Below are 13,230 nucleotides of genomic sequence, written 5' to 3'. Positions count from 1 at the left end.
ATCGGGTTTTTGCGCCTTATCCCTGTGCCGGTGTAATCAAACCGTCACAGAACAGGGCAGCGCGCAGGCATGGCATCGATCGCGGTTTACAGCGTCAAAGGCGGGGTGGGAAAGACCACGCTGGCGGCCAATCTGGCATGGTGCGCGGCCAGCATCTCGCGCCGCAAAACGCTGCTGTGGGATCTGGATGCGGCCAATGGATCGGGCTTTCTTCTGGGGGTCGATCCCAAGAGAAAACATAGCGCAGACAGTATGTTCGGGGATGGCGGCGATCCGGTAAAGCTGATCCAGCCGACCGCCTATGCGGGCCTTGATCTGCTGCCCGCCGATGAAACCATCCGCAAGCTTGACCGCCAGCTTGACCGGATCGGCAAGAAGAAACGGCTCGCCCGGCTGACGGCGGGGCTGGGTAAGGATTATGACCGGATAATCTTCGATTGCCCCCCTGTTCTCAATGAGTTGAGCGCGCAGGTAATCCGCGCCGCCGATCTCATCATCGTGCCGCTCCCCCCCTCCCCGCTATCCGCCCGCGCCTTTGATGTGGTGGTGGAAGAAGTGCGCGGTTCGGGCAAAGGACACCCGCCGATCTTGCCCGTTCTGTCGATGATTGACCTGCGCCGGACACTCCACCGCGAAGCGCGCGAGGCGAACCCGAACTGGCCCGTCATCCCGCTGGCGAGCGCGGTTGAACAATGCGCGGTGGAACGCAGGCCTGTAGGCGCGTTTGCCCCGCGCTCTCCGGCGGCGCGGGCGATTTCCCAACTTTGGACCGCAATCGAACGCAAGCTCGCCAGCCGATAATCCGCGCGTTCCGGCGGCCTTGACCGCAAGCAAAAAGGGCGCCCGGATCACTCCGAACGCCCATGATTTTGCGATGCGCTGAAGGATCAGGCGCCTTGCGGTGCTTCGTCGCCCTTCCCGAAGCGCTTGCCCGCCTTGGGGATCGAAGATCCTTGAACCGGCTGCGGAATCACCGGGCCGCGCGCGGTATCGGGACGGTCGATCTTGCCGTTTTCGAGCAGCTGGCGAATGTCCTCACCCGTCAGCGTTTCGTATTCGAGCAGCGCTTGCGCCAGCAGGTGCAATTGATCCTCGTGGGTCTTGAGGACGTCCGTCGCGCGGGCGTGCGCGCCTTCGACCAGCCCCTTGATTTCGGCATCGATCAGCTTGTTGGTTTCATCCGAAGCCATCGTCCGAATGGTCTGCCCCATGCCGAGATAACCATCCTGACTAGCCTCATATTGCAGCGGGCCAAGCTTGTCGCTCATCCCCCAGCGGGTCACCATATTGCGCGCCAGATCAGTTGCATACTGGATATCGGACGAGGCACCGGACGACACCTTGTCGTGACCGAAGATGATTTCCTCCGCCACGCGTCCGCCCATCGAGACCGAAAGGTTCGCGTGCATTTTATCGCGGTGGTAGGAATAGCTGTCCCGCTCCGGAAGACGCATCACCATGCCCAGCGCGCGGCCGCGCGGGATGATGGTGGCTTTGTGGATCGGGTCGGAAGCGGCTTCGTGCACCGAGACGATCGCATGGCCGGCTTCGTGATAGGCGGTCATTTTCTTTTCGTCGTCGGTCATCACCATCGAGCGGCGTTCCGCGCCCATCATGACCTTGTCCTTGGCGTCCTCAAACTCCTGCATCGCCACCAGCCGCTTGTTGCGGCGTGCGGCCAGCAGGGCAGCTTCGTTGACGAGATTGGCAAGGTCGGCGCCCGAAAATCCGGGCGTGCCGCGTGCGATCACCCGCGGGTTCACGTCGGGCGCCAGCGGCACCTTCTTCATGTGCACGCCCAGAATCTTCTCGCGCCCGTCGATATCGGGGATCGGCACCACCACCTGACGGTCAAACCGGCCCGGGCGCAGCAGCGCCGGGTCGAGCACATCGGGGCGGTTGGTCGCGGCGATGATGATGATGCCTTCGTTGGCTTCAAACCCGTCCATTTCGACCAGCAACTGATTGAGCGTCTGTTCGCGTTCATCATTCGAATTGCCGAGGCCATTGCCACGCGACCGGCCTACGGCGTCGATTTCATCGATGAAGACGATGCACGGGGCGTTTTTCTTGGCCTGTTCGAACATGTCGCGCACGCGGCTCGCGCCGACGCCGACGAACATTTCGACGAAGTCCGAACCCGAAATGGTGAAGAACGGCACGCCCGCTTCGCCTGCGATGGCGCGGGCGAGCAAGGTCTTGCCGGTGCCGGGCGAACCGACCAGCAATGCGCCCTTGGGGATCTGCCCGCCAAGCTTGGAGAAACGCTGCGGATCGCGCAGGAATTCGACGATTTCCTGCAATTCCTCGCGCGCTTCGTCGATCCCGGCGACATCATCGAATGTCACCTTGCCCGAACGTTCCGTCAGCAACTTCGCCTTGGACTTGCCAAAGCCCATGGCCCCGCCGCCGCCGCCCTTTTGCACCTGCCGCAACGCAAAGAACGCGATGCCGAGGATCAGGATAAACGGCAGAGACTGGAACAGGATGAACAACAGCATGCTCTGCTGTTCGCGCTGCTTGCCGGTGAACTGCACCCCGTTGTCTTCCATCAACTGTGTGATGTCGATGTCGTTGGGCACCGGCACAGTTGTGAAGGATTCGCCGTTCTTGAGCGTGCCGGTGATGAGTTCATCACCCATCTGCACATCCTTCACTTCGCCTTCGGCGACAGCGGCGCGGAAATCTGAATAGCGGATCGCGGTGCCGGGGGTCTGCGCGGCATTGCCGAACATCGTCACCACCAAAAGCAGGGCTAGGAAAATACCGCCCCAGATCATCAGCTGTTTGACCCAAGGGTTGGGGCCATCGCCCTGCGGCTGGGGGTCGTTCTGATCGCTCATTGCACGGGAATCCTTTCGTCACCGACAATGTAGGACGCGCTCTGTGAATGGCAAGATAATGCGCCCGTTTGGCGGAGCGCTGATATTCGATCAGCGTGATGCCAATTATCGATGGCAGGCAGTGCCGTAAGCGGCCAAAAACACATGAACTGCTCCCGCAATCCGGCGTTCGAAGTTTTCCGGAGTGACTGCCGCGCCAAACCGGCGTTCAAGATCGTCCATGCCTTTGCACAGCGAAACGAATTGTTCGGCAGCAAGTTCGGGATCGTCCAGCACCAGATCGCCAGTTTCGGCGCAATAGCGCAGATAGGCGGCAAACCCGTGCTTCATGCGGCGCGGCCCCGCATCCAGAAACACTTCGCCAATCGCCGGCTCGGTCTCGGTCTCGGCGGCGATGCGGCGATCGAACTGGATCATTTCCGGTCGGGACAAGAAAGCGACAATCGCCTCTCCGATCGCGGTCAGACGTTCGCGGATGGTGCCCTGCGGCATCGCATCCAATGAAAAATGGCCGCGCAATTTCTCACATTCGCACGCGACCGCCGCCGCGAACAGCGCGCGCTTGTCGCCGAACTGGTTGTAGATCGTCACCTTGGAAACGCCCGCATCGGCAGCGACCTGTTCGATTGCGGTGGCGGCATAGCCGTGCTCGAAAAAATGCCGCGCCGCCGTATCTATAATGCCCTGCCGCTTGGTCACGTCTGACGGGCGACCCGCCTTGCGGGGGCCTGAACATTCGTTGTTGGCGGATGAACCGCAGGTTGACAAAGTGAACGGCTCCGTTCAATTAAACGCTATCGTTCATAATTGCTCTTCCTAGACCAATCTTGCAACCCCGACTTCACAAAGAGGTTTCCCGCGCGTGATCTGGATCGCCATCAGAATGCTCACCGGTGACGCCCAGAAGTTCTATGGGCTGTTGTTCGGCATCGCCTTTTCGACGCTGCTGATCACCCAGCAGATGACGATTTTCGTCAATCTGGTCGAGCGCGGGGCGAGCGGGGTTTATAATGCTCCTGAGGCCGAAGTGTGGGTGATGGACCCGGCCAGCCGCACCACCGATGTAACCTACGCCATGCCGCCGACCGCGCTTGATAAAGTGCGATCGGTTGAGGGGGTTGAATGGGCGGTGCAACATCTGCGCGCGCAGGCGACGGTGCGCACCAAGGATGGCGATCTGGAAGGCGTGGCGGTGATCGGGGTCGATGATGCCACCCTGATCGGGATGCCCGCGCGCATGATCGAAGGCGACAAGAAAGTGCTGTTCGCGCCCGATACGGTGATCATCGACGATACCGGCACCGCCCGGCTGTTTCCGCCCGGCGCCAGCCCGATCGGCGAACGGCTGGAATTGAACGATCAGCGCGCTGTCATTCGCGGGATTGCCGATGCGATCCCCAGTTTCACCAGCACCGTGGTGCTCTACACCCGCTATTCCAACGCGCTCAATTTCGTGCCGGGCACCCGCAACCGGCAAAGCTTTGTGCTGGCAGGCGTGCGCGATGGGCAGACGGCTGAAGCGGTCGCCGCGCGGATTGAGGCGGAGACCGGGCTGAAGGCTGAAACCCGCGAAGAATTCGCCAGCGCTGGGGTGGATTTCATCATTGAAAACACCGGTATCCCGACCAATTTCGGGATCACCGTGTTCCTGGGCTTTGTGGTTGGCGTGGCGATTGTCGGGCTGACCTTCAGCCTGTTCATCCGCGACAATATCAAGCAGTTCGGGGCATTGAAGGCCATCGGAGTCACCAATGGCAAGATCATGGCCATGGTGGCGGCGCAGGCGGGGCTGGTCGGCATGATCGGCTATGCGTTGGGCGTGATGGGTACGGTGGCGTTTATCGAAGGGTTCAGCGCCAATCCGTTCTTCAAGGGGTTCTATATCCCCTGGCAGATCCCGCTGATCAGTCTGGTGGCAGTCATCATCATACTCGCGATCACCGGCCTGCTGGCGATCCGCAGCGTGCTCAACACCGAACCCGCGTCGGTGTTCAGGTGAGCGCGGCGGCGATCATGGACACCAGATCCATCGGCGGATGCGACCCGCAATCGGCGATCTGTGCGCGCGGCATAACCCGCGATTTCGAGGCCGGGCAAACCACCATCCGCGTTCTGCACGGCATCGATAGCGATATCCGCGCAGGCGAGATGACCTATGTGGTGGGCGAAAGCGGATCGGGCAAAACCACGCTTATCTCGATCATGTGCGGCATATTGTGGCCGACTGCGGGCGAAGTGAAGGTGTTCGGCACCGATATCTACAAACTGTCGGATACCGAGCTGGTCAATTTCCGCCTTAACAATATCGGCTTTATCTTTCAGCAATATAACCTGATCCCTTCAATCGATGCGGTGACCAATGCCGCCGTGCCGCTGATTGCGCAGGGTATGCGGATTGCCGAAGCGCGGGAGCGCGCACAGGTGCTTCTGGACAAACTCAATATCGGGGATGAAGCGCACAAACTGCCCAATCAACTTTCGGGCGGGCAGCAGCAGCGCGTCGCCATCGCACGCGCGCTGGTGCACGAACCGCGATTGGTGGTGTGCGATGAACCGACCGCCGCGCTCGATGCGCGTTCGGGGCGGCGGGTGATGGATCTGCTGCGCGAAGTCGCGGTGACACCTGACCGGGCGTGCATCATCGTTACCCACGATAACCGCATCTTCGATCTGGCTGACCGGATCATCGTGCTCGAAGACGGGCGCATCACCCATGACGGCACGGAAATGCCCGATGACCACTAAATCGCTCTCACGCTCCCGCTCCTTTTCCCTCTTGAACACGCCGAGGATATCATGCTCCGCAACCTGAGCTTTAGTCGCCAGATCCTGCCGATTGCTGCGCTGATCGGCGTAGCCATTGCGGCCTGGCTGATCCTGTTCGGCCTGCCCGACCGGTCAACCATCCCGCCGGGCGAACAACCGCCCAAAGCGTCCGGCGAACTTGTCGATGCGCCGCGCGTGGCCGGGGCCGGGGTGGTCGAACCGGCGAGCGAACTGATCGATATCGGCTCGGCGCTGTCGGGGCTGGTCACTGATATAAGAGTGCAGCCCGGTGACCGTGTGGCCAAGGGCGACGTGTTGTTTCTGGTCGATGCCCGCGCGGCGCGCGCCAGCCTCGCGCAGGCCGAAGCCGCAATCAGCGAAGCACGCGCGGCGATTGCCGAGGCGCAGGCCGCGCAAAAGACCGCGCGCCAGCAGCTCGATCTCTATCGCCAGCTGGACGATCCCGCCGCGGTCAGCCGTGCCGAGGTGATCAACGCCGAAGGCAACGAAGCGGCTGCCACCAGCCGCCTTGGCACAGCACGAGCGCGTCTTTCCGCTGCGCGCGCCAATGCGGCAGCGGCGCGCACCGAGATTGAACGGCTGATCGTGCGCGCACCGATTGCGGGAGAGATTCTGGCGGTCAACATTGATCCGGGCGAATTTGTTTCCACCCAAGCGGGCGGCAATTCTGATCCGCTGATCCAGATGGGCGAAACCACCCCGCTGCACGTGCGCGTCGATATTGACGAAAACGAAGTCGCGCGGGTCGTCATCGGGGAACCGGCGATCATCAGCCCGCGCGGCGCGGCAGAGGTGCAGGTAAAGGCAACATTTGTGCGCGCCGAACCCTTGGTGATCCCCAAACGCTCGCTCACCAACAGCGCATCGGAACGGGTCGATGTGCGGGTGTTGCAGGTAATCTATGCCTTGCCGCCCAGCGACGTGTTCCGCGTCGGCCAGCAGATCGATGCCTTCATCGCGGCCAAGGCTGCGCCAGCGGGCAAGGAGGACTGAGGCGATGTCCCGCCCCGCCCCCACGATCCGCGCGCTGACGAGCGCTGCGCTGCTGCCGCTGATATTGGCGGGCTGCATGGCGCACCCCGCGCCCGAAATCGCCACGCCAACGCCAGATTTGCCCGCAACGTTCTTCTTCGCGCCTGATGCAGACGCGCAAACTGCGCTTGCCACGCTGATGCCAATGGACGATCCGGCTTACAGCGCGCTTACCGATGCCGCGATTGCCGAAGCGCCCAGCTTGGCCGAGGCACTCGCCCGGATCGACAATGCGCGCGCAGGTGCCCGCCGTGCCGGGGCCGAACGCCTGCCCAATATCACCGCCGATGGCAGCGTCCGGCAGAACCGCATCAATACCAACCAGTTCGGCGAAGCGGGGCGGCAAGGCTTCGTACCATCCGAGCAGACCACTTACGGCGCCAACATCACCGCCAGCTGGGATCCGGATATTTTTGGCCAGATCAAAGCGCAGGAACGCGCCGCGCTGGCCCGGATCGATGCCGCGAGCGCGCAGGCACAAGGCGTGCGGCTGGCGCTGCTGGCGGAAATCGCGGGTAGCGTCACCGATTGGCGAGTGCTGGACGCGCGCGCCGCCGCGATCAACGCTGATGTTGCCGCTTCGCAGCAACTCGCCAGCCTTGCCAAGGTGCGCGAGGACGCCGGGATCGCCCCCGGTTTCGACCGCGTGCGCGCCGAAGCCACCGCCAGTTCCTCCGCCGTGCGCCTCGCCGCGCTGGAAAGCGAACGCGCGCGGCTGATCGGGCGGCTTGTCACGCTCACGGGCCAAGATGCGGCAAGCGTGCGCGCGGCGCTGGACACCGCTGCGCCGATCCTTGCCCCCAATGCACCACCCGCTTCGCTCCCGTCCGAATTACTCGCCAACCGCCCCGATGTCGCCGCTGCCGCTGCCAATCTGGCCGCCAGCGATGCCGATCTGGCCGCCGCCGCGCGCGCGCGCTTTCCGCGCATCACCTTGACGGGTATCATCGGATTGGCGGCGTTCGACCCTGGAGACTTTTTCGACGATGATTCGATTATCGGCACGCTAACCGGCGCGATTGCCGGGCCGCTGCTCGATTTCGGGCGGGTGGCGGCCGAAATTGACGGCGCGGCGGCGGACAAGCGCGCCGCCTTTGCCGCCTATCGCGGCGCGGTGTTTCAGGCGCTGGGCGACGCCGAGACAGCCTATGGTCTGGTCACCGCCGCCGATGAAGAGGCGCGGTTGACGGTCAGCGAGCGCGATCAGTTGAACCGCGCCGCTGCGCTCAGCGAAACACGTTACCGCGCGGGCCTCGCCAGTTTTCTCGAAGTGCTCGAAGATCGCCGCGCCGCCGATGCCAGCGGCGAACGTGCGGCGGCAGCGCTGGGCCGCGCGGCGCGCGCGCGCATCCTGTTGTGGCAGGCGCTGGGGGGCGGCGATTTCGGGGCCAGTAATTATCATTGATCACAACCAGTAGCATACGGTTGCGGCGATGCAGATGGCGGACAAGAATGTGTGGGCGCAGCGGTCGTAGCGGGGGGCGACACGGCGCCAGTCCTTGATTCTGGCGAAGACGTTTTCAACCTTGTGGCGCTGTCGGTAGAGCTGCTTGTCGTAGACATGCTGAACCTTGCGGTGGCGTAGCGGCGGGATGCAAGCAGTGATACCGCGCTCGGCAAGCGCGGTGCGGAGCCAGTCGCTGTCATAGCCCTTGTCTCCCAGCAGCACCCTGGCGTTGGGCAGGCTGTCAAATAGCAGCGCCGCGCCCCGATGATCGCTCATCTGCCCTTCGCTGAGCAACAGGATGATCGGTCGCCCCTCGCCATCGCACACGGCGTGAAGCTTGGAGTTCAGCCCACCTTTGGTGCGCCCGATACGTCGGGGAAGAGCCCCCCTTTTAACAGGCTGGTCGCCGTCCGGTGCGCCTTGAGGTGGGTGGCGTCGATCATGATCGTGTCCGGCTCGCCCGCCTCTCCGGTCAGTGCTGCAAAGATGCGGTTGAACACGCCCATACGGCTCCAGCGGACAAAGCGCCCTTCGACAAGCTCAGGAGAGCATTGTAGATGGTCTTGTGCGGCCCATACTCGCGCGGAGCATCGCGCCAGCGCAGACCATTGCGGATCACGAAGATGATGCCGCTGATAATCCGCCGGTCATCAACCCTGGGAACCCCGTGCGACAACGGGAAATATGGCTCGATCCGGCGCATCTGCGCCACCGACAACCAGATCAGATCACTCATGACAACCCCTCCTTGCGCTGCCATTGAATCAATCAATCACTCCCCCTTGCAAGCAATTAATAGGTTCTGAGCCTAATCCCCCTCCATCAGCGCGCGCAGGTCTTTCAACGCCTTGGCGCGCAGCTGGTGGACGCGCGGCACGCTGACTTCCAATACGGCGGCGATTTCGGTGAGGTTCAATTCCTCGACGAAGAACAGCTGCAACACCAGTTTCAGCCGGTCGGGCAATTGGATCATCGCCTCCACCAACCGGTCGCGGTCTTCGGCGGCGCATAGCGCTTCGAACGGATCGGGATCGTCACTGGCAAAGGCGAGGCTGGTTTCGTCATAGGCATCATCGATCGGCGTGAGCCTGACGCCAGATGCTTCGATGGCGAGCAGTTCGGCATCGCTGACCGCCATTGCGCGGGCCAGTTCGGCGCGGCTCGGTTCGCGCCCCAACTGGCCGCGCAAGGCGGCGAGTGCGCGGTCATATCCGGCGCGCTTGGTGCGTGCAGTGCGGCTGTCATGCGCGACCCGACGCACTTCATCCAGCATCGCGCCGCGCACCCGGATCTTGGCATAAGCGGCAAAGCCATCCTCGGTCGGGCCGTTGTGACGCTGCGCACATTCGGTCAGCGCAAGGATGCCCGCCTGCACCAGATCCTCGATCTCCAGCCCTTCGCGCCCGTTGCCGTTGATGTGCCACGCGGCGCGGCGCACCAGCGGCATGAACCGGCGCACCCGGTCTTCGACCACGGCGCGCGATACCGCATAGGGCGCAACGTGAGGGCGGGCAGATGCAAAGGCGGCGTGGTCATGTTTCATGCGGCCAATTCCTGTGTCGGGGGGACGGAAATTGCCGGGGTGTCATCCGCTGCGCCGATCACGCCGACCACCGCAATCGGCTGGGTCGCAGGCAGTTCGGCAATCGACAGGACGAGACAGCGCGGCGCGCGCGGCTTGAGCAAAGCGGCGAGCGCGCGGCGCGCCGGGGGTTGCACGATCAGGGCAATTGCTGCGCCCTGATCGTCGGCGATGCGGTTGACCTCGCGCACGATCATCCCGCCGCAATCAGGCTCGATCAGCGGCTGACCGGTGGCCGGATCGATCATCCCGCCGAGGATTGCGCTTTCCAGCCCGGCATCCAGCGTCACCACCTTCAACGGCTCGCCCGGCGCGGCAATGCGCGCGGTCAGGCGTGCGCCCAAGTCGGCGCGCACCGCGTCGATCACCGCATCGAATTCAGGGTTTTTCTGCAATGCCAGCGCCAGCGACGTGAACAGCGGTTGCGGATGTGCCAGCCCGATCCCGTCGGCCACCAGCGCGCGCAGGATGCGGGTCAGCGCGGCCAGGGGCAGCGGATCGGGATGCACCGCCTCCACCAGCGCGGGCGCCCGCGATTTCAAGCCATCGACCCATTCGCGCACTTCGTCGGGGCCAAGCAATTGGTGCGCTTCGGCCAGCAGTGCCTGATTGGCGTGGGTGGCGATAACGGTTGAGGGGTCGACCACCAGAAACCCTTCGGCAACCGCATGATCGCGCGCAGACGCAGCGATCCACAGCGCCGGGCAATCAAAGCTGGGATCGCGGGTCGCCTCGCCCGTCAATCCGTGGCCCGCGCGCACATCGCCCGCGTCAATCGCCAGCAGCTTGCCGGGACGAATATTACCGCGCGCCGCGCTAACCCCGCCGATCAGCACCGCGTAATCCTGCGCAGCCAGATCGAGCGAATCGCGGATCCGGAACTGCGGCAGAACAAAGCCCAGATCGCGCGACAATTGCTTGCGGATGCCGGTGATGCGGGTGATCAGCGGCGATCCTTGCGCGGCATCGACCAGCCCGACGAGGCCATAGCCCAGCTCAATCGTCACCAGCGTGGCATCGCTGACATCAGCCAGCGCGATATGATCAGGGGCGACCTCTTCGGCGGGCGCTGCGGGCGGCGGCGGGGCGGCGGCGCGGCGTTTCAATTGCCACCAGATGGTCGCTGCGATTGCGGCGCCGGGTAGGAAGATCATCTGCGGCATGGCGGGCACAACCCCGACCGCGCCCAGAATCAGCGCCACCGGCAACCACCCGCGCGGATCGGCGAATTGTCCGCCGATTTGCCCGGCCAGATCGCGCTGATCGGATACGCGGGTGACGATGGCTGCCGCCGCAATCGACAGCAGCAGCGATGGCACCTGCGCCACCAGCGCATCGCCAACCGCCAGCGTGATATAGACCTCGCCCGCCTCACCCGCCGACAGCCCGTGGCTGATCATCCCGACCGCGAACCCGCCGATGATGTTGACGCCGAGGATCAGCAGCGCCGCCACCGCATCGCCCTTCACGAATTTGGAGGCACCATCCATCGAACCGTAGAAATCGGCTTCGACGCTGACTTCACGGCGACGTTCGCGCGCTTCGTCGGCGGTGACGAGGCCGGCGGCGATGTCGGCATCGATCGCCATCTGCTTGCCCGGCAGCGCATCGAGCACGAAGCGGGCGGAAACTTCGGACACCCGGCCCGCACCCTTGGTGATCACGATCATGTTGATGATCATCAGGATCGCGAACACGAACAGGCCGACCGCGAAATTGCCGCCGACCAGAAACGCGGCGAAGCTTTCGATCACCTCGCCCGCCGCCGCGCCGCCTTCGTGGCCATTGACCAGCACCACCCGTGTCGATGCGACGTTGAGCGCCAGTCGCAGCAGGGTCGCGAACAGAAGTACGCTGGGAAAGGAGGAGAAATCGAGCGGGCGCTTGGCGTTGAGCGCCACCATCAGCACCGCAATCGAAATCGCGATATTGAGCACGAAGAAGATGTCGAGCAGCAGCGCCGGGATCGGTAGCACCATCAGCGCCAGCAGCGCGAAGATGCCAACCGGCAAAACCATCGCGGCAGGCATGGCGGCAAGACGGGCCATCGGCCCGGCATGGGTTATGGCGACCACGCTCACAGGCCGAACGCCTTCAATGTGCCATAGGCGCGGCGCACCTGCGCGGGCGCGGCGGCCAGATCACCGCCAAAGGCCGTGCCCAGCACCTGCGACATGGCAGCGCGCCGCGATGCGCGCGGCAGCGGGGGCAGCGATGCCTGTGCGAGGGGCGATGGCAGGCCGAGGCCGCGCGCACCATCATCAGCGATGATCGTGGGCGCGTGGGTGATGCCGCGGGCGGCGGGTAGATGATCGGCGCGGGCAAAGTGCGCCGCCTTCCCATCGCTGGCGCGGCTGAGTGCGCGGTTCAATTTGCCTTCGATCACGTCCATCACCTGTGTCAGACTGCGCGGCGCGCCATCGTTGTTGTAAAATATCGCGCGGTTGGCTGCGGCGGGCCGCGCGAACAGCGCGGGCGCGCTCTGGCCGGGATCAGCCTGCATTTCCGAAAGGAACCGTCCGGCCCCGTCTGCACCGAGGAAATGGGCAAGATAGAGCTCACCGTGGCTGGGTTGGCGGCCGAGAATCGGCATCAGATGCGCGCGGTTATCCTCTGCCAGGCCCGCCGCCATCAGCGATGCAATCTGCGGATCATTGCGCAATGCCAGGATCGCTGACCGCCGCGCCGGATCGGCAACTTTGGCACCGTCCGAAGGCGTCTGCGTAATCTCGTTCGCCAATGCGCCCAGGCCAAACCGCTCACCGTGTTTCTTGACCGTGCCCAGCCATGTGCTGTCGATGAACTGGTATAGCCCGGTCGCGCTCGACGTGGCGGCGCGGGCGGCGGGATCAAGCGAGGATTCAACTTCCGCCTGCGCGAGCAGGTAGTTGAAATCGACGCTGGTCGCGCGCGCTGCATTGGCAATCGCGGCTTCGACCGGAGTATTGGGCTGGGCGCTTGCAATCGGGCGCGCAGCGGGGGCCACGCGGCCATCGCGAGCGGCCTGATGGGCGCGCGCGGCGGTTTCGAACCCGACGCGGATTGATCCTGCCGGAAGGCTAATGGATGAAGACGTCTGGCTCACGCACCCTCTGCCCGATCGGTAGCGCCGCAGGGGGCGACGCTTTCAGGCAGAGCATTTGCAAAGGCCGTGCCAGAATGCGGCGGCACGCCTTAGGTAAGAATCCTCAGGCGCGGGCGTGCGTATAGGTTACGCGGTTCATCCCGCGCTGGCCCCCCAATGCTTCAATCCGCGCCGCAACGTTGGCGGCCAGCAGGTTGCGCACCCGGCGGTTGACGTCGTTCAACTGGTGCGCGGTTTCAGCCAGGCTGCGGGTCTCGCTGTCAAGCGCCTGCGCGCCGATTGCGGCGATCACATCGCACAAACCTTCCTTGTCACGCGCTGCACAGATCAGGTCATCGGCATCGAGCGCGGCAAGCGCTTGCCGTTCGCGTTCGAGCACGGCAATCATCTGCCGCAGGCTGGCGGCGAGCGCGCCGTTATCGGCCGGGGCCGCGCGGGTCATGGTTTCAGCCAT

General features: G+C 63.9%; 11 protein-coding genes and 1 pseudogene. 5 read left to right on the top strand and 7 right to left on the bottom strand.

Annotated elements, in window-relative coordinates; translation table 11 throughout:
• Positions 1-69: 69 nt before the first annotated feature.
• Positions 70-801, top strand: coding sequence for a ParA family protein (locus ABIE62_RS09270; RefSeq protein ID WP_354325432.1), 732 nt, complete (start codon positions 70-72; stop codon positions 799-801).
• A gap of 86 nt (positions 802-887) precedes the next feature.
• Here ABIE62_RS09270 and ftsH read toward each other — a convergent pair whose 3' ends face one another.
• Both ftsH and ABIE62_RS09260 read right to left on the bottom strand, forming a co-directional pair.
• Positions 888-2,843 (bottom strand): ATP-dependent zinc metalloprotease FtsH, encoded by a 1,956-nt coding sequence (gene ftsH, locus ABIE62_RS09265; RefSeq protein ID WP_354325431.1) that lies wholly within the window; start codon positions 2,841-2,843, stop codon positions 888-890.
• A gap of 105 nt (positions 2,844-2,948) precedes the next feature.
• A complete protein-coding gene (locus ABIE62_RS09260; RefSeq protein ID WP_354325430.1) occupies positions 2,949-3,542 on the bottom strand; it encodes a TetR/AcrR family transcriptional regulator in 594 nt (197 codons plus the stop codon).
• Between the two features lie 163 nt (positions 3,543-3,705).
• Between ABIE62_RS09260 and ABIE62_RS09255 the strand changes: the two genes are divergently transcribed.
• From ABIE62_RS09255 to ABIE62_RS09240, 4 genes are read left to right on the top strand one after another with little or no spacing between them, the layout of a single operon-like run.
• Positions 3,706-4,842, top strand: coding sequence for an ABC transporter permease (locus tag ABIE62_RS09255; RefSeq protein ID WP_354325428.1), 1,137 nt, complete (start codon positions 3,706-3,708; stop codon positions 4,840-4,842).
• 14 nt (positions 4,843-4,856) lie between these two features.
• Entirely contained in the window at positions 4,857-5,588 is a 732-nt protein-coding gene (locus ABIE62_RS09250; RefSeq protein ID WP_354325426.1) for an ABC transporter ATP-binding protein, read from the top strand.
• Between the two features lie 51 nt (positions 5,589-5,639).
• Positions 5,640-6,623 (top strand): efflux RND transporter periplasmic adaptor subunit, encoded by a 984-nt coding sequence (locus ABIE62_RS09245; protein WP_354325424.1) that lies wholly within the window; start codon positions 5,640-5,642, stop codon positions 6,621-6,623.
• Positions 6,624-6,627: 4 nt separating this feature from the next.
• Positions 6,628-8,067, top strand: coding sequence for an efflux transporter outer membrane subunit (locus tag ABIE62_RS09240; RefSeq protein ID WP_354325422.1), 1,440 nt, complete (start codon positions 6,628-6,630; stop codon positions 8,065-8,067).
• On the opposite strand, the pseudogene ABIE62_RS09235 reads toward ABIE62_RS09240, so the two are convergent.
• The 5 genes and pseudogenes from ABIE62_RS09235 to ABIE62_RS09215 all read right to left on the bottom strand — a co-directional run bounded on the left by ABIE62_RS09235 (position 8,068) and on the right by ABIE62_RS09215 (position 13,230).
• A pseudogene (locus tag ABIE62_RS09235) lies at positions 8,068-8,845 on the bottom strand (IS5 family transposase). It abuts the gene before it with no gap.
• A 72-nt stretch (positions 8,846-8,917) separates the two neighbouring features.
• The gene (locus ABIE62_RS09230; RefSeq protein WP_354325420.1) at positions 8,918-9,652 is read right to left on the bottom strand and encodes a sigma-70 family RNA polymerase sigma factor; all 735 of its coding nucleotides are present in this window, start codon (positions 9,650-9,652) and stop codon (positions 8,918-8,920) included.
• The gene (locus ABIE62_RS09225) at positions 9,649-11,739 is read right to left on the bottom strand and encodes a flagellar biosynthesis protein FlhA (protein WP_354325646.1); all 2,091 of its coding nucleotides are present in this window, start codon (positions 11,737-11,739) and stop codon (positions 9,649-9,651) included. The genes ABIE62_RS09230 and ABIE62_RS09225 overlap by 4 nt, the downstream gene beginning before the upstream one ends.
• 29 nt (positions 11,740-11,768) lie before the next feature.
• Complete coding sequence (locus tag ABIE62_RS09220) at positions 11,769-12,776, bottom strand: transglycosylase SLT domain-containing protein (RefSeq protein ID WP_354325419.1); 1,008 nt, start codon at positions 12,774-12,776, stop codon at positions 11,769-11,771.
• A 103-nt stretch (positions 12,777-12,879) separates the two neighbouring features.
• Entirely contained in the window at positions 12,880-13,230 is a 351-nt protein-coding gene (locus ABIE62_RS09215; RefSeq protein WP_354325418.1) for a flagellar protein FlgN, read from the bottom strand.

The sequence above is a fragment of the Porphyrobacter sp. MBR-155 genome (assembly GCF_040547625.1).
Classification (GTDB): Bacteria; Pseudomonadota; Alphaproteobacteria; order Sphingomonadales; family Sphingomonadaceae; genus Erythrobacter.
Note: the sequence above shows the minus strand (reverse complement) of the source record. Positions and strands in the feature narration are given on the sequence as shown.

Bases quoted from the DNA above. Each gene is read 5' to 3' on its own strand.
- ABIE62_RS09240 (WP_354325422.1), top strand. From the start codon at position 6,628: ATGTCCCGCCCCGCCCCCACGATCCGCGCGCTGACGAGCGCTGCGCTG.
- ftsH (WP_354325431.1), bottom strand. From the start codon at position 2,843: ATGAGCGATCAGAACGACCCCCAGCCGCAGGGCGATGGCCCCAACCCT.
- ABIE62_RS09270 (WP_354325432.1), top strand. From the start codon at position 70: ATGGCATCGATCGCGGTTTACAGCGTCAAAGGCGGGGTGGGAAAGACC.
- ABIE62_RS09250 (WP_354325426.1), top strand. From the start codon at position 4,857: ATGGACACCAGATCCATCGGCGGATGCGACCCGCAATCGGCGATCTGT.
- ABIE62_RS09245 (WP_354325424.1), top strand. From the start codon at position 5,640: ATGCTCCGCAACCTGAGCTTTAGTCGCCAGATCCTGCCGATTGCTGCG.
- ABIE62_RS09215 (WP_354325418.1), bottom strand. From the start codon at position 13,230: ATGGCTGAAACCATGACCCGCGCGGCCCCGGCCGATAACGGCGCGCTC.
- ABIE62_RS09230 (WP_354325420.1), bottom strand. From the start codon at position 9,652: ATGAAACATGACCACGCCGCCTTTGCATCTGCCCGCCCTCACGTTGCG.
- ABIE62_RS09225 (WP_354325646.1), bottom strand. From the start codon at position 11,739: ATGGCCCGTCTTGCCGCCATGCCTGCCGCGATGGTTTTGCCGGTTGGC.